We start from the raw sequence: 19543 nt of genomic DNA on the forward strand, positions 1-19543 counted from the left end.
TCTAGAGGCCGAGCGCGGCGATGACGCCGGGGCTTGCCTGCACCGCGCTGCGGCGGTGATAGAAATCGAGCGCTCGCAGCCCGCCAAGCTCTGCACCGCCCCCCGCGCGGCCGGGGCCGCCATGCAGCGACATCGGCATCACGTTGCCGTGGCCGGTATGGGCCTGTGCCACTTCGGGGGTGATGACGTGCACGCGGCCGTGACTGGGCGCGACCGACAGCGCGACTTGCGCCAGAGCTGCGTCGTCGCTGCCATATAGAGAGGTGACGAGCGAGCCCTGGCCGCGGTGCGCCAGCGCGATGCCGTGCGCGAGGTCGCGGTAGGGCAGCAGCGTGGCCACGGGGCCGAACACTTCCACGTCGTGCACGCGCTGCGCCGCATCGGCGTCACGCGCGCCAAGCAGCACGGGGCCGATGCAGGCGGCGATGTTCGGGTCGGCGTCGATCAGCGGCTTGTTGCGGCCATCGTGCAGAACGGACGTTTGCGCGGCCAGTGCGTCGAGGCCTTCGCGCACTGCGTTCAACTGCGCGCGGCTCACGAGCGAACCCATGCGCACGCTCTCGTTGCGCGGATTGCCGACCGTGATGCCCGCGAGCTTGGCGCCGATGGCTTCGGCCGCCGCGTCGTACACCTCGGCTGGCACCAGGATGCGGCGGATGGCCGTGCATTTCTGGCCCGACTTCACCGTCATCTCGCGCACCACTTCACGCACGAGCAGGTTGAAGGCCTCGCTACCGGGTGCGGCGCCGGGCAGCAGCAGGGCGCTGTTGAGGCTGTCGGCCTCGATGTTCACGCGCACCGAGCGTTCGGCCACGGCGGGGTGCGAGCGGATCACTGCGGCCGTCTCGGCCGAACCGGTGAACGAGGCCACGTCGAAGGGCTGCAGCGCATCCATCAAGCCGGCCGAGCTGCCGCAGACGATGGAGAGCGCGCCAGCGGGCAACACGCCTGCATCGACCACGTCCTGCACCATGCGCTGCGTGAGCCAGGCGGTGGCCGTGGCGGGCTTCACGATCACGGGCACGCCCGACAGCAGCGCGGGCGCAGCCTTTTCCCACAAGCCCCACGAGGGGAAGTTGAAGGCGTTGATGAACAGCGCCACGCCGTGCGTTGGCACCTGCAGGTGCTGCGACTGGAACACCGGTTCCTTGCCGAGCTTCACGGCTTCGCCGTCGCGCAACGCGCGAACGTCGCCGAGCGCGTCGCCCCATTTCGCGTATTGGCCGATCGTGAAGATCGCGCCGTCGATGTCGACGGCCGAGTCGTTCTTCACCGTGCCGGAATTGGCGGTGGCGATCTCGTAGTACGCGTCGCGGTTGGCTTGCAGCACCTTCACGACGGCTGCGAGCAAGGCGGCGCGCTGGCGGTAGGTGAGGGCGCGCAGCGCCTGGCCGCCCTGTTCGCGCGCAAAGGCAAAGGCGGCGGGCAGGTCGAGCCCTGTGGCATCGACGCGCGCGAGTTCGGTGCCCAGCACCGGGTCGAACAGGGGCGTGCCGGCGCCCGATCCGCTTTGCCAGCGGCCGGCGACGTAGTTGGAAAGGAGCTCGGTCATTCGATGGGTCTCAACGTGGGCAGGTTCGGGGAACACCGCGGAACCGGCTTTGCCGGGCCGCTGGTGTTGCCCCCGGCGAGGGGGTTGGCGGCCACACGAAGTGGGCAAGCCTGGGGGAGTGCTTCATACGGTGAACTTGATCTGCCCTTCGGGCAGCAGATACAGGACGAGCGCGCGGCCACTGGCCACGGTCGGGCGGTGCGCGGTGCCGGGCCCGTAGACGCACCAGCCCGCGGGCCGTCCGTCGAAGGTGGCGGCGCTGTCGTCGAGCGGCATGATCAGGTCGATCTCGCCGTTCGGATGCGTGTGGTGCGGGCCGGCGATGTCCTTCATGTCGACCACGTCGACCGAGAAGCGGTGCAGCGCGTCTTCGGCCTTGAAGACGCGGCCGTACCTGATGCCGCCGCCTTCGCGTTCGCAGAGCCAGCCTTCGGCGACGCCGCCGATGCAGGCCTGGCGCAGTTGTTCGAAGCTGGCGCTGCCCGCGCCGTGGGTGGCGTTGAGCCACTGGTCGAGCGTGCCGTCGAGCGGCCTGCCGGCAATCTCGGCGGTCAGGCCGGCGATCAGCTGGTGAAATGCTTCCTTGCCGGTGGCGGGAGTGCTGCTGTCGGACATCGTGGGGCCTCGAACTTTGGAACTACCTTGCAGGATCACTGCGCGTGCAGTATCTTGCGTGTGACCGAACAATAAGCATCGAGACAATGAGTGTCAAGCAATATAGTGCATCTATGGTGTTTACCCTGAGCGCGCACAATCCCGGCGAAGAACGAGGAATTGCATGAATGAGCATGTAGACGCGGGGCTGGCTGCCGCGCTGGAAAGCGGCAACGGCAGCAACGGTGCCCAGGGCCACGCCGTCGCAGGGGAGGCGAAGAATCCGCTGCTGGTGGCGCTGGGTGACCGCGTGCGCAACCTGCGCGCGCAGCGCGGCCTCACGCGCAAGGCGGTGGCTATTTCGGCCGACGTGTCGGAGCGCCACCTGGCGAATCTTGAATACGGCATCGGCAACGCGTCGATCCTGGTGCTGCAGCAGGTGGCCGGTGCGCTGCACTGCTCGCTGGCCGAACTGGTGGGTGACGTCACGACCAGCTCGCCCGAGTGGCTGCTGATCCGCGAACTGCTCGAGCACCGCAGCGAAGCCGACCTGCGCCGCGTGCGCGTGGCACTCGGCGAGCTGCTGGGCACCGCCTCGGTCGACCCGGCGCGGCACCGGCGCATCGCCCTCGTGGGGCTGCGCGGCGCGGGCAAGTCGACGCTGGGGCAGATGCTGGCCGAAGACCTGGAACTGCCCTTCATCGAACTGAGCCGCGAGATCGAGAAGCTCGCCGGCTGCAGCGTGCGCGAGATCCACGACCTGTACGGCACCAACGCCTACCGTCGCTACGAGCGCCGCGCGCTCGAGGAGGCTGTGCAGATCTACAGCGAGGTGGTCATCGCCACGCCCGGCGGCATCGTGTCAGACCCGGCCACCTTCAACGAACTGCTCGCGCACTGCACCACCGTGTGGCTGCAGGCCGCGCCCGAGGAGCACATGGGTCGCGTGGCCGCGCAGGGCGACACCCGCCCGATGGCGGCCAGCAAGGAAGCGATGGAAGACCTGCGCCGCATCCTGAACGGCCGGGCCGCCTTTTATTCGAAGGCCGATCTGTCGGTGGACACCAGCGGCAGGACTTTGTCGCAGAGCTTCCAGGCGCTGCGGGCGGTGGCTCGGCAGTCGATGGGGTTGGGCGCCTGAGCCTTCGGGGTGGGATCACGCCGACGGGGTACCTTGCTCCGCGAATGTCCTCCGGCCTGCGGCCTCCCCCTTTATTTCGCTGCGCAAGGCACCCCGCCGTCGTGATCGTTGGACAGAGCGCTGGCTGGTCGGCAGAACACCAGCAGCGTACCCTGACCCCCTCAACCCAGCCTGAAATCTGAAAAAAAGTGCACTAGGCATTGACTTGCCTATTTGCATGCAGCATGATGCATGTCATCGGAGCAAGAAAGTGCACTATCTTTCCTGTTCACGGTTTCCGAACACTGCCCCACAGGAGACTTCCGCATGACCGACACCACCACGCTCCAGGCGCCCCCGCGCGTCGACTACCGCACTGAACCCGGCCAGTACCGCCACTGGTCCCTGAGCTTCGACGGCGCCATCGCGCGCCTCGTGCTCGACATTGCGGAAGACGGCGGCATCCGCCCCGGCTACAAGTTGAAGCTCAACAGCTATGACCTGGGCGTGGACATCGAGCTGAACGACGCGCTCAACCGCGTGCGCTTCGAGCACCCCGAAGTGCGCAGCGTGATCGTCACCAGCGGCAAGGACCGCATCTTCTGCTCGGGCGCCAACATCTTCATGCTCGGCGTCTCGGGCCATGCGTGGAAGGTCAACTTCTGCAAGTTCACCAACGAGACGCGCAACGGCATTGAAGACTCCTCGAAGCATTCGGGCCTGAAGTTCCTCGCGGCCGTGAACGGCGCCTGCGCGGGCGGCGGCTACGAATTGGCGCTGGCCTGCGACGAGATTTTGCTGGTGGACGACCGCTCCTCCGCCGTGTCGCTGCCCGAAGTGCCGCTGCTCGGCGTGCTGCCCGGCACCGGCGGCCTGACCCGCGTGACCGACAAGCGCCACGTGCGCCATGACCTCGCCGACATCTTCTGTACCAGCGTCGAAGGCGTGCGCGGCCAGCGCGCGGTCGACTGGCGTCTGGTCGATGCCGTGGCCAAGCCCGCGCAGTTCGCCGCTGCGGTGCAAGACCGTGCTTCGCAGCTCGCCGCAGGCAGCGACCGCCCGGCCGGCGGCAAGGGCGTGGCCCTGACCCGCCTCGAGCGCACCGACAGCGCCGACGGCATCGCCTATTCGCACGTCAACGTGCAGATCGACCGCAGCAAGCGCACCGCCACGATCACCGTCAAGGCGCCCACCGGCGCGCAGCCGGCCGACATCGCCGCCATCGAAGCCGCAGGCGCCGCCTGGTGGCCGCTCGCGATGTGCCGCGAACTCGACGACGCCATCCTCAACCTGCGCACCAACGAACTCGACACCGGCACCTGGCTGCTCAAGACCGAAGGCGATGCCGCCGCCGTGCTCGCGTCGGACGCCGTGATGCTCGCCAACAAGGACCACTGGCTGGTGCGCGAAACCATCGGCGCGCTGCGTCGCACGCTGGCACGCCTCGATGTTTCTTCGCGCAGCCTGTTCGCGCTGGTCGAAGCCGGCTCGTGCTTCGCCGGCACGCTGGCCGAGCTGGCCTTCGCGGCCGACCGCACGTACATGCTCGCGTTGCCCGACGATGCCGACCGCGCACCGAAGCTCACGCTCGACGAGTTCAACTTCGGCTTCTTCCCGATGGTGAACGACCAGAGCCGCCTGCAGCGCCGTTTCTATGAAGAAGCCGCGCCACTCGAAGCCGCGCGCGCCGCCGCAGGCAAGGCGCTCGACGCCGACGAAGCGCTGAAGCTCGGCCTGGTCACCGCTGCGCCCGACGACATCGACTGGGACGACGAGATCCGCATCGTCATCGAGGAGCGCGCCGCCATGTCGCCCGACGCGCTCACCGGCCTCGAAGCCAACCTGCGCTTCGCGAGCAAGGAGAACATGGCCACCCGCATCTTCGGCCGGCTCACCGCCTGGCAGAACTGGATCTTCAACCGCCCCAACGCCGTCGGCGAGAAGGGTGCGCTCAAGGTCTACGGCACCGGCGAAAAGGCCGGCTTCGACATGAACCGCGTTTGAGCTGACAGTCCGTACAACCCCAGGAACAACGATGAGCACGATCAACTACAGCGAGAAGATCCCCAACAACGTCAACCTCGGCGAAGACCGCACGCTGCAGCGCGCGCTCGAAGGCTGGCAGCCCAACTTCATCAACTGGTGGGACGACGTGGGCCCCGAAGGCTCCACCAACCACGAGGTGTACCTGCGCACGGCCGTGAGCGTCGATCCGCAGGGCTGGGCCCAGTTCGGCCACGTGAAGATGCGCGACTACCGCTGGGGCATCTTCCTGAACCCGGGCGACGCCAACCGCGAAGTTCACTTCGGCGACCACAAGGGCGAGAAGGCCTGGCAGGACGTGCCCGGCGAACACCGCGCCAACCTGCGCCGCATCATCGTGACGCAGGGCGACACCGAGCCCGCGTCGGTCGAGCAGCAGCGCCACCTGGGCCTCACGGCGCCAAGCATGTACGACCTGCGCAACCTGTTCCAGATCAACGTGGAAGAAGGCCGCCACCTGTGGGCGATGGTCTATCTGCTGCACAAGCACTTCGGCCGCGACGGGCGCGAGGAAGCCGAGGCGCTCTTGCAGCGCACCTCGGGCGACGAGAACAACCCGCGCATCCTGGGTGCCTTCAACGAGCGCACGCCCGACTGGCTCGCGTTCTTCATGTTCACGTACTTCACAGACCGCGACGGCAAGTTCCAGCTTTCGGCGCTGGCCGAAAGTGCGTTCGATCCGCTGGCGCGCACCACGAAGTTCATGCTGACCGAGGAAGCGCACCACATGTTCGTGGGCGAAAGCGGCGTGTCGCGCGTCATCGCGCGCACCGCTCAGGTGATGAACGAGCTGAAGACCGATGACGCGCAGAAGGTGCGCGCCGCGGGCTGCATCGACCTGGGCACCATCCAGCGCTACCTGAACTTCCACTACAGCGTGACCATCGACCTGTTCGGCGCCGACCAGTCGAGCAACGCCGCCATCTTCTACAGCTCGGGCCTGAAGGGCCGCTACGAAGAAGGCAAGCGCACGGACGATCACATCCTCAAGGGCCAGACTTACAAGGTGCTCGAAGTGAAGGAAGGCCAGCTCGTCGAGAAAGACGTGCCGATGCTCAATGCACTGAATGAAGTGCTGCGCGACGACTTCATCAAGGACTCGGTGGCCGGCGTCGGCCGCTGGAACAAGGTGCTGGAAAAGGCCGGCATCCCGACCCGCCTGGTGGTGCCGCACAAGGCCTTCAACCGCCAGATCGGCGCGCTCGCCGGCATCAAGATGTCGCCGGAAGGCCGCGTGGTGAACGACGTGGAATGGGCCGCCAAGCGCGACGAATGGCTGCCGAGCGCCGAAGACTTCGCTTTCGTGGCATCGTTGATGGGGCGCGTGGTGGAGCCGGGCAAGTTCGCAGGCTGGATCTCGCCGCCGGTGATGGGCATCAATCGCCAGCCCGTGGACTTCGAATACGTGCGTTTCGGCTGAGCGCCTGGATATGAATCCCTCGTCCCCACGGCGAGGGGATGGAGAACAACATGGACATGGCCGTTGAAGCCGGGGTCATCAAGCAGCACCTGATCGACCCCGAGATCTGCATCCGCTGCAACACTTGCGAGGCCACCTGCCCCGTCAACGCGATCACGCACGACGACAACAACTACGTCGTGCGAGCCGACGTCTGCAACGGCTGCATGGCCTGCATCTCGCCGTGCCCGACGGGCTCGATCGACAACTGGCGCACGATGCCGCTGGTGCGCGCGTACACGATCGAGGAACAGCTAACCTGGGAATCGCTGCCCGCCGAGCTCTCACCCGAAGAGCTGGAAGCGGCCGGCGTGTCTGCCGAAGCCGCTGGCGATGCTGCCGCGCCTGAGCAAACCCAGGCGCAAGCCCAGGCTGCAGTCGAATCCGTCGAGCCGGCCTTCAACTCCGCGCAGTACGGCGCCACCGTGCCGCCCTGGTCGGCTGCGCACGCCTACACCAACCTCTTTCCGCCGAAGACGCCGACCACCGCCACCGTGGTGGGCAACTTCAACTGCACCGAGGCCGGCTTCGACAGCGAGACGCATCACATCGTGCTCGACTTCGGCGTGTTGCCATTCCCGGTGCTCGAAGGCCAGTCGATCGGCATCGTGCCTCCAGGCATTGATGCCATCGGCAAGCGCCACCATGCGCGCCAGTACTCGGTGGCCAGCCCGCGCAACGGCGAGCGGCCCGGCTACAACAACGTCTCGCTCACCGTGAAGCGCGTGACCGAAGACCATGAAGGCGAGCCGGTGCGCGGCGTGTGCTCCAACTACGTGTGCGACCTGAAGGTGGGCGACACGGTGCAGGTGGTGGGGCCCTTCGGCGCGTCGTTCCTGATGCCGAACCACCCCAGGTCGCACATCGTGATGATCTGCACCGGCACCGGCAGCGCGCCGATGCGCGCCATGACCGAATGGCGCCGCCGGCTGCGCAAGAGCGGCAAGTTCGAAGGCGGCAAGCTGATGCTGTTCTTCGGCGCCCGCACGCAGCAGGAGCTGCCGTACTTCGGTCCGCTGCAGTCGCTGCCCAAGGACTTCATCGACATCAACCTCGCGTTCTCGCGCACGCCGGGGCAACCCAAGCGCTACGTGCAGGACCTGATGCGCGAACGCGCCGCCGACCTGGCCGCACTGCTGAAAGACGGCAGCAGCCACTTCTACGTGTGCGGCCTCAAGAGCATGGAAGAGGGCGTGGTGCTCGCACTGCGCGACGTGGCGAAGGAAGCGGGGCTCGACTGGGACTCCGTCGGCGCTGCCCTGAAGCGCGAAGGCCGCCTGCACCTCGAAACGTACTAAGCTGCGGCGGATGAAGTTCGCCGACTTCCATGCGGGCCAGGTTATCGAGGCCGGCCCTTACGTGCTTGCCGAAGCCGAGCTCCTGCAGTTCGCGCGGGCCTACGACCCGCAGTGGTTTCACACCGATGCCGACGCGGCTGCCGACAGCCCTTTCGGCGGGCTGATCGCCAGCGGCTGGCATACGTGCTCCATCGCGATGCGGCTGGTGGTCGGCGCGGCGCTCGCGGGCTCCGAGTCTTTTGCGTCGCCGGGGCTCGAGCATGTGCGCTGGCCCAACCCCGTGCGGCCCGGCGACGCGCTGCGACTGGTGGCAGACGTGATCGAGGTGCGCCGCTCCGAGAAGCGCCCCACGCTCGGCATCCTGCGCTGGCGCTGGCGGCTCTTCAACCAGCGCGAGCTGGTAGTGCTCGACGCGGAAGTCACCAGCCTGTTCAAGCTCAAGCTGGCCGACTGAGGCTTCATCAATAAAAAAGCCCGCAACGCGGACGCTGCGGGCTTTCCTCGGCTTGGCCGCCGGGGTTACTGCTGCTTGATGTCGACAGCGCCCGAGCCTTGGGCCTTGGCGCGAGCCTTCGCGCCGGCGTTTGCCGGCTTCACGGTACCGGCGGTCGAGCCCACGGCGCCGGTTGCGCCATTCAGCGTGCTGCCAGCGGTGTTCGCCACGCCGCCCACTGCATTGGTGGCGCCGCCGACAGCGCCGGTGGCGCCACCCAGCACACCACCGACGGCATTGCCAACGCCGCCTGTCGAGTTGCCGGCCGCGTCGGTGGCGGTAGTGCCGGCATTCGTGCGGGCGCCTGCGGCCGCACCGGTGCGTGCACCGGCGCCTGCTGCGGCTCCGCCCTGTGGGGAGCCGGTGCCGGCGGCGCCCGAAGTGTTCACGTCTGCATTGACTCCCACGCCGACCCCGACGCCTTGCGCCTGGGCTGCGCCGCCGACGGCCAGGAGGCCTGCGAGCAGGGCGCCGAGGAAGATGCGGTTGTGTTGCTGTTGCTTCATGGGTGACTGTTCCTTTCGTAGCATGGTCACGATTTCAAGAACCGACCGAGGTTCGATCGATTCGGGTGCAACCATGGCCGGGCCGCCATCTGTCGCCATGTGCGCGACAGTCGCCCACACGTGTGGGAATCGGCTGTCGGCGAAATCAGAGGCTCGTACGTTAGGCCCCGGCCCGCATCAAGGCAGCAGATGCGTGCTGAAGAATGCTGTTGTCTTGCGGTTCACGTCCGGTAACACGCCGCTGCGGTCGAAGCCAGACGGGTCGTTGAGCATGTCGCCGATCAGCCCGGTGAGTCCCGGCGGCAGCGGCGACAGCAGCGAACCGTGCCCGGCGGTGGGCATGTCGGCAATCAGTTCGCAGCGCGGCAGGCAGGCCGCCAGCACCCTGTCGCTGTGAAAGCGCGGGATCAGCCAGCGGTCTTGCCGGGCGGTGATGAGCCCCAGCGGCACGCGCGGGTTGGCCAGCGAGACCATGTCGAAATCGGCCGACGAAGGCACGGCCGCCGCGATGGCGGCGATGCGCGGGTCGGTGTGCTCGCGCGGGGTGGCGTCGTCGAAGCGATGGCGGATGACCCACAGCGCGGCCCATTTCTTCAGGCCATCGAAAGGCCCGCCCGTCAGCCGCATGATCAGGCCGACACAGGACTGGAAGTCGTCCACCAGGTTCGCCTCGCAATGCTGTTTGAACCCGGCCGGCGACCAGCGCCCGCCCGCGAGGCTCAGCGCCGTGTGCCCGCCGGCCGACATGCCGTACATGCCGACCTTGTCGAGTTGCAGCAGCGGCGCGAAGCGCGGGTCGCGAGCCACTGCGTCGATGGCGCGCGACACCTCGGCCGGGCGCATCGACCAGCTGTCGGGGCCGGGGTTGCTGTCGTCCTTGTAGTTGTCGGCCTTGTGCTCGGGCATGGCGACGATGAAGCCGGCGTCTACCAGGCTGCGCGCCAGGTCCACGTGCACCCACGGCGCGCCGCCGGAGCCGTGTGAGACGACGACCAGCCGGCCATTACCGCGTACCGGTGCGCCCTGCGCCGCCACGTCGAGCGTGAAGCGGGCGCGCCGGGTCGGCTGGGCCGCATCGGTGGACGGGTAGAACACCGTCACCGGGCCGTCGTCAGCCGTGGCGGTAAGTTCCGCTATGCCCATCGAGGCTTGCGCCCATCCGGACCACAGGGCCAGCAGGAAGATGAAATAGAAACGTCGTCGCATCGAACTCCTTGTCATCGGAGGCCCATGCCCCCGGCGACCCGGACGATGCAGCGGCGCGCCGGCCGCGTCTTGCCGAAAGCCGCAAACGCGGTTTTCGGCAAGAGATTTCAGGATTCGGCCAGCTTCTGCTTGCGGAATTCGGTGGGCGTGAGGCCGGTGGCGGCCTTGAACGCGCGGTTGAACGGGCCGATGGACTGGAAGCCCGCGGTCAAGGCGATGGTCAGAACCGGCAGATCGCGCTTCGAGGAGTCGGCCAGCGCTGCCGTCGCCTCGGCCAGTCGGAAGCCGTTGACGAAGGCGTTGAAATTGCGGTGGCCCAGCCGCTGGTTGATGAGGCGGCGCAGGCGGTATTCGGGCACTGAGAGCCGTGCGGCGAGGGCGGCGATGCTCAGGTCTTCGCTGCGATAGGCGTGATCGACCGCCATGGCGTGTTGCAGGGATTCGGCGAGGCGGTCTTCGGCGGGGTCGGGGGCCGGAGGTTCGACGGGGGGCGGTTCGACCGTTGGGATAGGCGCATCTGGAACCACCGCGGCCGGAAACAGCTCCGACCCCGCCAGTCGCACCATCCGCCAGGCCACCACCGCCACGATCAGCAGCAGCATCGCCACATCAGCCGTCGCCGACAGGCTGGACAGCTGCCCGCGCGGCGAGGCCAGCCGGACGACCAGCATCCCGACGCTGTAGCCGACGCCCGTCACCACGATGAACACGCGCAGCCGGCGCCGCCCCTCCACCAGGTCCGCCCGCCATTGCGAGGCTGCCGCCATCGCGGCCAGCACCGCGAACACCAGTGGCACGGCGCGCTGAACGCCCATCGTCACCGGTGCGAGCACCGAGGCGCTGCCCGCCACCACCGCGCAGTTGAGCGCGGCCACCGCGGCCACCACGAGCCATGCGGCGACGTGCACGGGCCGCGGCCTGAAGTCATCGTTGAACAGCGCCTGCACGAACACCCAGAACAGCACGGCATTGCCGACCGCCACGGCGACGAACGGCGACTGCCACACGCGCGGCACGAGCGATTCGAAGGCCGGCGCGGAGCCGATGACCTGGATGCACAGGCCCAGCGTCAGCAGCACGCCGGCGCGCGCGACCGGCAGGCGAGGGCGGTCGCGGCCGAGGACCAGCGCGAGCACGAGCAGCAAGGCCAGCAGCACGCCGCGCAGGGCGGCGTCGAGCAGGGTTGTCGGGGCGGGCGTCATGGTGGGGTTGGTTGGGGGCGGCCCGATTCTCACCTCAGCGTCGTGACAACCGACGGGCGTTCCGGCCCCGCAAGACCCTTCGGCACGCCATGACAAACATATGCAACTCATAATGTTGCATGAAACGAGACAGCAAGCTTTCAGCCGTTCTCCATGTGCTCCTGCACATGGCCGAGATGAACGACCCCGTCACGTCCGAGTCGCTCGCGGCCGCGATGCACACCAACCCGGTCGTCGTGCGCCGCCTCATGGCCGGCCTGCGGCAGGCGGGGTTCGTCAGCTCGGCCAAGGGCCATGGCGGCGGCTGGGTGCTGTCGTGCTCGCTGGCGGCGGTGACGCTGGGCGACATCCACAACGCCGTCGGCGCGCCCGCGCTGCTGGCAATGGGCAATCGCACCGAGAGCCCGGGCTGCATCGTCGAGCGGGCCGTGAACGCGGCGCTCGACGGAGCGTGTGACGAGGCCGAGGCGCTGCTGCTCAAGCGTTTCAACAGCATCACGCTGGCCGATCTTTCCAGGGACTTCCACCGCCGCATGACGGGCGGCGGCTTTACATCGAAGGACATTGAACATGCGCTATGACGCACTGATCGTGGGCGGCAGCTTTGCCGGCCTTTCCGCTGCCATGCAGCTGGCTCGCGCACGAAGGAACGTGTGCGTCGTCGATGCGGGCGCGCCGCGCAACCGCTTTGCCGCGGCGTCGCACGGTTTCTTCGGGCAGGACGGCGTGTCGCCCTTGAAGACGATTGCCGACGCGCGCGACAAGCTGCTTGCGTATCCGTCCGTCAAGTTCGTCAGCGGCAGTGCGGTGGCCGCGAGCGCCGATGGTGTCGAGGGATTCACGCTGTCACTGGACAACGGCGAGCAAGTCTCGACCCGCAAGCTGCTCCTGGCCTACGGCATTCAGGACGGCCTGCCCGACATCGCCGGCATCAGCGAGCGCTGGGGCAAGAGCGTGTTGCATTGCCCCTATTGCCACGGCTACGAGTTCAGCGGGCGCCCGCTGGGCGTGCTGTTCCACAGCGGACACCCACCGGACCATTCGCTGCTGATCAACGAGTGGGGCCCGACCACGATCTTCCTGAATGGCGGCGAGGGGCCCGATGCCGAGACGCGCGCGAAGCTGCAGTCGCGCGGCGTGGCCATCGAGCCGGGGCGCATCGTTGGCCTGGAAGGCGCGGCGCCTCAGCTTGCCGGCGTGCGCATCGACGATGGCAGGCTCGTGCCGATCGAGGCGCTGTACGTGGTGCCGCACACGCGTCCGTCCAGCCCGCTGGCCGAACAGCTCGGCTGCGCCTTCGACGACGGCCCGTTCGGCCCGGTGCTGCGCGTCGACGGCATGAAGATGACGACGGTGCCCGACGTCTACGCGGCGGGCGACCTCTCGATGAAATTCACCAATGCCACGCTGGCCTCGGCGGACGGCCTGATGGCCGGCGTGTCGCTGCATCGGTCGCTGGTGTTCGACGCTTGAATGAACTTTTTTCCCGGATCCGGGAAAAGTGGCTCAAGATCACCCTATAATCTGAGGCTTCACGCGGGAATAGCTCAGTTGGTAGAGCGCAACCTTGCCAAGGTTGAGGTCGAGAGTTCGAGACTCTTTTCCCGCTCCACATTGCAGAAAAAAGGCCACCTCATCGGGTGGCCTTTTTCATTGGTGCCTCAGGTCAACCCCTGGCCGCCAACACCGTCCCCCGGCTCTCCCCAAACCCGATGCGCGCATGCCCCGGCTTCTCGCACCAGCCGCGCAGCAGCACCGCATCGCCGTCTTCCAGAAAACCGCGCTGTTCGCCATTGGTCAGCGTCACCGGGCTTTGCGCGGCGCGCGTCAGTTCGATGATTGCGCCGGCTTCACCTGCACCGGGCCCGGAGATCGTGCCGCTGCCGAACAGGTCGCCCGGGTTCAGGCTGCAGCCGCCCATCGTGTGGTGCGTCACCATCTGCGCGACGCTCCAGTACTGGTGCCTGAAGCTCGTGGACGACAGGCGCGACGGTCCGGTCTTCTCCTTGCGCGCCTTCTCGCTTTCGAGCCAGACCTCCAGGCGGATGTCGAGCGCACCGCTCTCGCGATTCTTCGCGTTCTCCAGGTACGCGAGCGGTTGGGGCTCGCTCGTTGGCCGCGTCCACGCCTGCCGGTAGGGCGCAAGCGCTTCCATCGTCACGATCCACGGCGAGATCGTGGTTGCGAAGTTCTTCGCGAGGAAGGGACCGAGCGGCGCCATCTCCCAGAACTGGATGTCGCGCGCAGACCAGTCGTTCAGCAGGCAGATGCCGAAGATGTGTTCTTCCGCATGTTCGAGCGCAATGGGCTCGCCCTGCGCATTGCCCGTGCCGATCCACACGCCTAGCTCCAGCTCGTAGTCGAGCCGCGCGCAGGCCTGATACGTCGGCGCCTTGGCGCCCGGCGCCATCGCCTGCCCCATCGGCCGGCGGAAGCGTTGGCCGCTCACGCCGATGGTCGACACGCGCCCGTGGTACGCGGTCGGAATCCAGCGGAAGTTGGGCGTTACGTCGCCATCCGGATTCATCAGGCGGCTGATGTTCAGCGCATGGTCGATCGAGGTGTAGAAGTCGGTGTAGTCGCCGATGCGTGCAGGCACCGTGTATTCGACTTCGGCCTGCGGCACCAGGCATTCGCGCACGGCCTGTACCGTGGCGACGGATGCGTCGTTCTTCAGCAGGTCGAAGAGCGCGTGCCGCAGCGCCTTCCACGCGGCGCCGCCGAGCGCGAAGAAGTCGTTCAGCGCGGGCAGCGCGGCCGCTCTCGCCGCATCGAGTGCAAGACCGTCGAGCTGTTGCTGGGCGGCCAGCGTCGCAAGGTCCAGCACCTGGTCGCCGATGGCGACGCCGCCGCGAAACGCCTCGCTGCTGCCCGCGCGGCGAAACACCGCATGCGGCAGGTTCTGGATCGGAAAGTCGCTGTCCGCTGCATTGGCCGATTCGACCCAGCTGCGCGCGTTGGCGTCGTGCGTGTGGTTGAGTGCGCTCATGGTGAAGAGGCCCTCACACCGAAGCCATCAGCGCGTCGTCGAAGATCGCGACCGCGCGCGTCCACCCCGCCGACGCGCCGCGGATCTTGTGCGGAAAGCAGCTGATGAAGAAGCCCGTGGGCGGCAGCACTTCGAGGTTGTGCAGCTTCTCGATGTGGCAGTAGCCGATGTCGCGGCCGGCCTTGTGGCCTTCCCAGATCAGCGAGGCGTCATGCGTCTCGCCGTACTTCTTCGCGGTGTGCACGAAGGGCGCGTCCCAGCTCCATGCGTCGGTGCCGGTGAGGCGCACGCCGCGCTCGAGCAGGTACATCGTCGCCTCGTAGCCCATGCCCGCGCCGGCCGACACGTAGTCGGGGTTGCCGTAGCGCGAGCCGGCGCGCGTGTTGACCACCACGATCTCCAGCGGACTCAGCGTGTGGCCGATGCGCTTCAACTCGGCCTCGACGTCGTCGGCCGTCACCACGTAGCCGTCGGCGAGGTGGCGAAAGTCGAGCTTCACGCCCGGCTGGAAGCACCATTCGAGCGGCACGTCATGGATCGCGATGGCGGGCTTCTTCTCGCCCAGCGCCTTGTCCATGGTCGAGTGGAAGTGATAGGGCGCATCGAGGTGCGTGCCGTTGTGCGTCGACAGCTGCACCAGCTCCACCGCCCAGCCTTCGCCGTCGGGCAGGTCTTCGCGCTGAAGGCCGGGAAAGAAGGGCTCGATCTGCTCGTAGGTCTGCTCGTGCGTGAAGTACTGGATCTTCGGTGCGAAGGCCGGCGGGTCGGAGAGCACGTCGTTTTCGAGAAAGATCGAGAGGTCGACGAATTTGCGTGGCATGGCGGGGCTCCTTGTGGGGTGTTCGTGTTGGAAGAAAAGGAAAGAGAGGGAAAGAGAAGAGGAAGGAATCAGGGCTGCTGCCAACGCAGCAGGCGTTTCTCGGCAAAGGCCAGCAGCGCGTTGCTCGCGAAGCCGATGAGCCCGAGCAGCACGATGCCGGCGAACAGGTCGCTGGCGCGAAAGGCGCGTGCTGCCAGCAGAATGGCCTGGCCCAGGCCGCTTTGCGAGGCGATCATTTCGCCCACCACCGCGACGATCAGCGCAATGGTCAGCGCGAGCCGCATGCCGGCCAGGATGTCGGGCATCGCATTGGGCAGGCCCATCTTCCAGATGTACGCCGCGCGCGACATCTGCAGGCAGCGCGCCACTTCCGACAGGCGCGGCTCCACCGCCGCGAAGCCGTGCACCGTGGCCAGCAGCACCGGCCACATCGCGCCGAAGGCGACCACGAAGAGCACCATGCCGGGGTTCAGCCCGAAGATCGAAATCGCCAGCGGCAGCAGCGCCGAGGCGGGCAGGGGGCGAATGAATTCCAGCGTCGGCTGCACCCACGCACGCACCGAGGGCGACACGCCGATGGCCGCGCCCAGCAGCACGCCGAAGAGCGAAGCGAGCAGCCAGCCCTCGATCATCCGGCCCACCGTGGCCTGCGTGAAGCCGAGCAGTTCGCCGTTGCCGCCTTCGCCGGAGAGGTTGAGTCCTTCGAGCAGGCTGGAGAAGGTAGCCTGCGGCGTCGGCAGGAACACGCGGCTGACCCAGCCCGCGTTGCTCGCGACCCACCACAGCGCGATGAGCGCGAGCAACACGCCCAGCGAGCCGAGCCAGTTCAGGCCGGTGCGATCGTTGTTGTTGCCGCTCATGACGGCACCCCCATGCGCCGCGACACCACGCGCTGCAACAGCAGCATGCCCGCATTGACTGCGAAGCCCACCACCCCGATCCAGCCCAGCCAGGCGAGCATCAGCGCGGGGTCGAAGCTCTGCTGCGCGATCATCATCGCGTAGCCCATGCCGTTCGGGTTGGCCGCGATCTCCACCGTCACGGCTACCACCAGCGCCACCGCCACGCCCAGCCGCAGCGCGACGAACAGGCGCGGCACGATGGCCGGCAGCACGATCTTGAAGGCCCGCTCACGCGCCGACAGGCCCAGCACGCGGCTGACTTCGAGCAACCGCGGCTCGATCTGCTGCACCGCCGACTGCACCAGCACCAGCAGCGGCCAGAAGGTGGCAAACGCCACGATGGCCAGTTCCATGCGCACGCCGAAGCCGAAGGTCAGCATCGCGAGCGGGATCAGCGCGACCGAAGGCACCGGGCGCAGCACCTCGATGGAGACGGAGCCGAGCTGCGCCGCGCGGCGCGAGAGTCCGAGCACCAGGCCCAATGCGATGCCGAGCACAGCGCCCAGCAGCAAACCAAGTGCCGCGGTGCCGAGCGTGAAGCCGGTGGCCTGCCAGAGCGAGCCGTCCATGGCCGCGCCGACGAAAGCCTTGGCCGCCGCACTCGGTGGCGCGAGCGCATCGCTGCCCAGCGCGGCTGCACGTCGCGCGTACCACTCGAAGGCTCCGACGAGCACCACCGGAAACACCCACGGCCGCAGCCAGCGGAAGAGGCGGTTCTCAGTCATGGCCCTGCTCGATGAAGGCGAACAGTTCACGCCGCAACTGCAGGTACTCAGGATGCTCCTTCGTCGTAAGCTGGTCGCGCGGCCGGGGGATCTTCACGTCGATCATCCGCGCGAGACTCGGCCGCCCCGGCCCCGGGTTGGCCTGCAACGCGATCACGCGGTCACCGAGGTAGATGGCCTCTTCCAGGTCGTGCGTGACGAACAGCACCGTGAGCCCGTCGTCACGCACCAGTCGCGCGAGCTCGTCCTGCAGGCTCTGCCGCGTGAGCGCGTCGAGCGCGCCGAAGGGCTCGTCCATCATCATCAGCTCGGGCTTCTGCGCGAGGCAGCGTGCAATCTGCGCGCGCTGCTGCATGCCGCCCGACAGCTGCACCGGAAACTTCTGCGCATGCTTCGCGAGGCCGACCTTGCCAAGCACGTCGGCGATGCGCGGCGCGCGTTCGACGGCGGGCACGCCAGCCGCCTCCAGCGCAAGGCTCACATTGCCTTCCACCGTGCGCCACGGCAGCAGCGCGCGGCCGTAGTCCTGGAACACGAAAGCGACTTCGCGCGAAGGCTCGGTCATCTTCACGCCGTTGCGCCGCACCTCGCCCGCGCTCGCGGTGACGAGCCCGCTGGCCGCGCGCAGCAGCGTGGTCTTGCCGCAGCCGCTGGGGCCGACGATGCAGACGAACTCGCCACGCGCCACGTCGAACGAAGTGGGCGACAGAATCTCGCGCCCGCCGAGGCGGATGGTCACGCCGTCGAAGCGCAGGAAGGGAGTGGCTTGCATCGTGGGGCTGGCCGGCGAATGAAAGGCGCTCGCTGACAGTGCGGCGCGTGCGGTGATGGGGGCAGGTGCTGAGATCACTTCGCCACCAGCTTCGCAACGTCGATGCTCGTCTTGAGCATGTCTTGCTCTTTCATCAGCCCGGTCCAGTAGGCGAGCTGCTTTTCCGTCACCACGGGGCCGGGCGGCGAGATCTGCACCTTGGCCAGCACTTCGGGCGGCAGCTTGATGTACTTGCCGATGGCCGCGCGCACCTTGGCGTCGTTCTTCGGCTGCTGCATGAACCCACCCGACTCGACCAGTGCTTCGCGAAAGGCGCGCGCCGCCGCTGGATTCTTCGCCACCCACTCGCGCTTGGCCGCATGCACGATGGTCTGGTTGTTCTCGGGCAGGAAGGTCGAGTAGTACGAAGCCACGTAGCCCGCGCCGCTCTCGGTGATGCGGCTCATGAACGGGTCGGCCGACACCACCGCGTCGACCGAGCCGCCGCGCAGCAGGTCGGCATGCTGCGGGAATGCAGCCTCGACGAAGTTGACCTTGCGGTAGTCCACGCCGCTGTCTTTCAGCCATGCGCGGAAAGTCACGTGCAGGAAGGCGCCGAGGCCCGGCACGCCGATCTTCTTGCCCACGCAGTCCTGCGGGCTCTTGATGCCCGAGCCCGCGCGTGCCACCAGGCCGAAGCCGGTGATGGTCTTCGAGGTGAGGCCGCCGCCGGCTACCAGCACCAGGTCGAGCCCGCCATCCACCGCCTGCAGGAACACCGAGGGCGTGGGCCCGCCGATCTGCAGCGAGTCGGACTGCAGCGCCGCCGGGATCGTCGAGTTCAGCGGGATGAACTTAAGTTCGACCTCGAGATTGCGCTTCTTGAAGTAGCCCTCTTCGGCCGCCACGAACACCGAGGCGAAGTCGGTCACGGCCGTGTAGCCGAACACGATCTTCGGGTTGGACTGGGCGCGCGAAGGCAGCGCGGCAATGGCCGACGTCGCGGCAAGCGCCGACAGCAGGGTGCGTCGTTTCATCATGGCTTTTGTCTCCTGGAGATGGTCTTGTTCGTGCGTGGGGTCTTGGGCCGCGGCAGCGCGGCGCGCAGGCCGCCGACGATGAAGCTCACCAGCATCGGTGCCACGGCCGGGTCGGCGCGCGTGTTCTCGCCGCGCGAGAGTCGTTCGATGCGGCTGTCGTTCAGGTGGTGCAGCAGCGAGCCCAGCGCGAACTGATAGCCCCAGGCCGCCTGGCTGCGCGTGGCATGCGGCAGCGCGACGTGCAGCGCATCAATGTACGCCTCGGCCAGCGGGTCGAAGTAGGCGCGCAGCACGCGGTCGGCTTCCTCGGTGGCGTGGTACAGCTCGCGCGCCACCAGCAGCGCGTAGTACTCGCCCTCTGAACTTGCGCGCAGCGCCAGCACGGGCGCGGTGAAGGCTTCGATGATGCGCGGCAGCGTGCGCGCGTCGTCGGGGTCGATGTTCACAGCGGCCAGCCCCGCGAGCCGCGCCTCGATGGAGTGGCCCCAGTGCTCGAAGATCGCGTGAAACAGCTCGTGCTTCTGGCCGTAGTAGTAGCCCACCAGCGCCAGCGGCACGCCGGCCTCCTCGGCAATCTGGCGGATCGTCACCACGTGGTAGCCGTGCTGCGCAAAAAGCTTCTCGGCCGCCAGCAGGATCGCCTGCTTGCGATCGGGCCGCGCAGTCGCGATGGCGACTGCGGCGGGGGAAGGCGTCGCAGCGCGCGAGGTGCTGCGCCTTGCGGCAGGTGTGCGGGTGCTCATGGGAGCGTATTGAACGCTTGTACAAAAACATTGAACACGCGTACAAACCCTGAGGTCAACCCCGATTGAGCACGGTCGTTCGCAGCGCTACGCTCGCGCC

Annotated in this window: 19 protein-coding genes and 1 tRNA gene; 8 read left to right on the plus strand and 12 right to left on the minus strand. The window is 67.6% G+C overall.

What is annotated here, in order from left to right; translation table 11 throughout:
- Position 1: 1 nt before the first annotated feature.
- Together ACN9MV_RS00535 and ACN9MV_RS00540 are read right to left on the minus strand one after the other, a co-directional pair.
- Positions 2 to 1552, minus strand: a complete 1551-nt coding sequence (locus ACN9MV_RS00535; protein ID WP_426390997.1) for a 3,4-dehydroadipyl-CoA semialdehyde dehydrogenase — start codon at positions 1550 to 1552, stop codon at positions 2 to 4.
- Positions 1553 to 1675: 123 nt separating this feature from the next.
- Positions 1676 to 2167: a DUF4863 family protein gene (locus ACN9MV_RS00540; RefSeq protein ID WP_093057059.1), complete on the minus strand. Its 492-nt coding sequence runs from the start codon at positions 2165 to 2167 to the stop codon at positions 1676 to 1678.
- A 163-nt stretch (positions 2168 to 2330) separates the two neighbouring features.
- On the opposite strand from ACN9MV_RS00540, the gene ACN9MV_RS00545 reads away from it, so the two are divergent.
- The 5 genes from ACN9MV_RS00545 to ACN9MV_RS00565 all read left to right on the plus strand — a co-directional run bounded on the left by ACN9MV_RS00545 (position 2331) and on the right by ACN9MV_RS00565 (position 8520).
- Positions 2331 to 3287: a helix-turn-helix transcriptional regulator gene (locus tag ACN9MV_RS00545; RefSeq protein ID WP_093057058.1), complete on the plus strand. Its 957-nt coding sequence runs from the start codon at positions 2331 to 2333 to the stop codon at positions 3285 to 3287.
- Positions 3288 to 3593: 306 nt separating this feature from the next.
- The gene (gene boxC, locus ACN9MV_RS00550; protein ID WP_093076555.1) at positions 3594 to 5270 is read left to right on the plus strand and encodes a 2,3-epoxybenzoyl-CoA dihydrolase; all 1677 of its coding nucleotides are present in this window, start codon (positions 3594 to 3596) and stop codon (positions 5268 to 5270) included.
- Positions 5271 to 5301: 31 nt separating this feature from the next.
- Positions 5302 to 6729, plus strand: coding sequence for a benzoyl-CoA 2,3-epoxidase subunit BoxB (boxB, locus tag ACN9MV_RS00555; protein ID WP_093057056.1), 1428 nt, complete (start codon positions 5302 to 5304; stop codon positions 6727 to 6729).
- Between the two features lie 50 nt (positions 6730 to 6779).
- A complete protein-coding gene (gene boxA, locus ACN9MV_RS00560; protein ID WP_093174946.1) occupies positions 6780 to 8066 on the plus strand; it encodes a benzoyl-CoA 2,3-epoxidase subunit BoxA in 1287 nt (428 codons plus the stop codon).
- 10 nt (positions 8067 to 8076) lie between these two features.
- Positions 8077 to 8520 carry a MaoC family dehydratase gene (locus ACN9MV_RS00565; RefSeq protein WP_093174767.1) on the plus strand — a complete coding sequence of 148 codons (444 nt, stop codon included), beginning with the start codon at positions 8077 to 8079 and terminating at the stop codon, positions 8518 to 8520.
- A 65-nt stretch (positions 8521 to 8585) separates the two neighbouring features.
- On the opposite strand, the gene ACN9MV_RS00570 is transcribed toward ACN9MV_RS00565, so the two are convergent.
- The 3 genes from ACN9MV_RS00570 to ACN9MV_RS00580 form a co-directional block, all read right to left on the minus strand.
- Positions 8586 to 9065 carry an adhesin gene (locus tag ACN9MV_RS00570; protein WP_093057054.1) on the minus strand — a complete coding sequence of 160 codons (480 nt, stop codon included), beginning with the start codon at positions 9063 to 9065 and terminating at the stop codon, positions 8586 to 8588.
- 177 nt (positions 9066 to 9242) lie between these two features.
- A complete protein-coding gene (locus tag ACN9MV_RS00575; protein ID WP_426390998.1) occupies positions 9243 to 10271 on the minus strand; it encodes an alpha/beta hydrolase family protein in 1029 nt (342 codons plus the stop codon).
- A gap of 107 nt (positions 10272 to 10378) precedes the next feature.
- Positions 10379 to 11473 (minus strand): helix-turn-helix domain-containing protein, encoded by a 1095-nt coding sequence (locus ACN9MV_RS00580; protein WP_426390999.1) that lies wholly within the window; start codon positions 11471 to 11473, stop codon positions 10379 to 10381.
- 119 nt (positions 11474 to 11592) lie between these two features.
- Between ACN9MV_RS00580 and ACN9MV_RS00585 the strand changes: the two genes are divergently transcribed.
- From ACN9MV_RS00585 to ACN9MV_RS00595, 3 genes are all read left to right on the plus strand, one after another.
- A complete protein-coding gene (locus ACN9MV_RS00585; protein WP_426391000.1) occupies positions 11593 to 12054 on the plus strand; it encodes an RrF2 family transcriptional regulator in 462 nt (153 codons plus the stop codon).
- On the plus strand, positions 12044 to 12946 hold the full coding sequence (locus ACN9MV_RS00590) for an NAD(P)/FAD-dependent oxidoreductase (RefSeq protein ID WP_426391001.1): 903 nt from the start codon (positions 12044 to 12046) through the stop codon (positions 12944 to 12946). The genes ACN9MV_RS00585 and ACN9MV_RS00590 overlap by 11 nt, the downstream gene beginning before the upstream one ends.
- A gap of 63 nt (positions 12947 to 13009) precedes the next feature.
- A tRNA-Gly gene (locus ACN9MV_RS00595) sits at positions 13010 to 13085 on the plus strand.
- Positions 13086 to 13139: 54 nt separating this feature from the next.
- On the opposite strand, the gene fahA is transcribed toward ACN9MV_RS00595, so the two are convergent.
- The 7 genes from fahA to ACN9MV_RS00630 all read right to left on the minus strand — a co-directional run bounded on the left by fahA (position 13140) and on the right by ACN9MV_RS00630 (position 19443).
- Entirely contained in the window at positions 13140 to 14462 is a 1323-nt protein-coding gene (gene fahA, locus ACN9MV_RS00600; RefSeq protein WP_426391002.1) for a fumarylacetoacetase, read from the minus strand.
- A gap of 13 nt (positions 14463 to 14475) precedes the next feature.
- Positions 14476 to 15282: a cyclase family protein gene (locus tag ACN9MV_RS00605; protein WP_426391003.1), complete on the minus strand. Its 807-nt coding sequence runs from the start codon at positions 15280 to 15282 to the stop codon at positions 14476 to 14478.
- A gap of 68 nt (positions 15283 to 15350) precedes the next feature.
- A complete protein-coding gene (locus tag ACN9MV_RS00610; protein WP_093174783.1) occupies positions 15351 to 16142 on the minus strand; it encodes an ABC transporter permease in 792 nt (263 codons plus the stop codon).
- Positions 16139 to 16909, minus strand: a complete 771-nt coding sequence (locus tag ACN9MV_RS00615; RefSeq protein WP_093076568.1) for an ABC transporter permease — start codon at positions 16907 to 16909, stop codon at positions 16139 to 16141. The genes ACN9MV_RS00610 and ACN9MV_RS00615 overlap by 4 nt, the downstream gene beginning before the upstream one ends.
- Complete coding sequence (locus tag ACN9MV_RS00620; protein ID WP_097197492.1) at positions 16902 to 17759, minus strand: ABC transporter ATP-binding protein; 858 nt, start codon at positions 17757 to 17759, stop codon at positions 16902 to 16904. The genes ACN9MV_RS00615 and ACN9MV_RS00620 overlap by 8 nt, the downstream gene beginning before the upstream one ends.
- Positions 17756 to 18700: an ABC transporter substrate-binding protein gene (locus tag ACN9MV_RS00625; RefSeq protein ID WP_426391004.1), complete on the minus strand. Its 945-nt coding sequence runs from the start codon at positions 18698 to 18700 to the stop codon at positions 17756 to 17758. The genes ACN9MV_RS00620 and ACN9MV_RS00625 overlap by 4 nt, the downstream gene beginning before the upstream one ends.
- Entirely contained in the window at positions 18697 to 19443 is a 747-nt protein-coding gene (locus tag ACN9MV_RS00630) for a TetR/AcrR family transcriptional regulator (protein WP_093174788.1), read from the minus strand. Before ACN9MV_RS00630 ends, ACN9MV_RS00625 begins: the two co-directional genes overlap by 4 nt.
- Positions 19444 to 19543 lie beyond the last annotated feature (100 nt).

The organism is Variovorax sp. R-27 (assembly GCF_049913215.1).
Classification (GTDB): domain Bacteria; phylum Pseudomonadota; class Gammaproteobacteria; order Burkholderiales; family Burkholderiaceae_C; genus Variovorax.

Coding starts and splice junctions, on each gene's coding strand:
- ACN9MV_RS00625 (WP_426391004.1), bottom strand. CDS start 18,700: ATGATGAAACGACGCACCCTGCTGTCGGCGCTTGCCGCGACGTCGGCC.
- ACN9MV_RS00580 (WP_426390999.1), bottom strand. CDS start 11,473: ATGACGCCCGCCCCGACAACCCTGCTCGACGCCGCCCTGCGCGGCGTG.
- ACN9MV_RS00610 (WP_093174783.1), bottom strand. CDS start 16,142: ATGAGCGGCAACAACAACGATCGCACCGGCCTGAACTGGCTCGGCTCG.
- boxB (WP_093057056.1), top strand. CDS start 5,302: ATGAGCACGATCAACTACAGCGAGAAGATCCCCAACAACGTCAACCTC.
- boxC (WP_093076555.1), top strand. CDS start 3,594: ATGACCGACACCACCACGCTCCAGGCGCCCCCGCGCGTCGACTACCGC.
- ACN9MV_RS00605 (WP_426391003.1), bottom strand. CDS start 15,282: ATGCCACGCAAATTCGTCGACCTCTCGATCTTTCTCGAAAACGACGTG.
- ACN9MV_RS00570 (WP_093057054.1), bottom strand. CDS start 9,065: ATGAAGCAACAGCAACACAACCGCATCTTCCTCGGCGCCCTGCTCGCA.
- boxA (WP_093174946.1), top strand. CDS start 6,780: ATGGACATGGCCGTTGAAGCCGGGGTCATCAAGCAGCACCTGATCGAC.
- ACN9MV_RS00590 (WP_426391001.1), top strand. CDS start 12,044: ATGCGCTATGACGCACTGATCGTGGGCGGCAGCTTTGCCGGCCTTTCC.
- ACN9MV_RS00545 (WP_093057058.1), top strand. CDS start 2,331: ATGAATGAGCATGTAGACGCGGGGCTGGCTGCCGCGCTGGAAAGCGGC.
- ACN9MV_RS00630 (WP_093174788.1), bottom strand. CDS start 19,443: ATGAGCACCCGCACACCTGCCGCAAGGCGCAGCACCTCGCGCGCTGCG.
- fahA (WP_426391002.1), bottom strand. CDS start 14,462: ATGAGCGCACTCAACCACACGCACGACGCCAACGCGCGCAGCTGGGTC.
- ACN9MV_RS00615 (WP_093076568.1), bottom strand. CDS start 16,909: ATGACTGAGAACCGCCTCTTCCGCTGGCTGCGGCCGTGGGTGTTTCCG.
- ACN9MV_RS00535 (WP_426390997.1), bottom strand. CDS start 1,552: ATGACCGAGCTCCTTTCCAACTACGTCGCCGGCCGCTGGCAAAGCGGA.
- ACN9MV_RS00565 (WP_093174767.1), top strand. CDS start 8,077: ATGAAGTTCGCCGACTTCCATGCGGGCCAGGTTATCGAGGCCGGCCCT.
- ACN9MV_RS00575 (WP_426390998.1), bottom strand. CDS start 10,271: ATGCGACGACGTTTCTATTTCATCTTCCTGCTGGCCCTGTGGTCCGGA.
- ACN9MV_RS00585 (WP_426391000.1), top strand. CDS start 11,593: ATGAAACGAGACAGCAAGCTTTCAGCCGTTCTCCATGTGCTCCTGCAC.
- ACN9MV_RS00540 (WP_093057059.1), bottom strand. CDS start 2,167: ATGTCCGACAGCAGCACTCCCGCCACCGGCAAGGAAGCATTTCACCAG.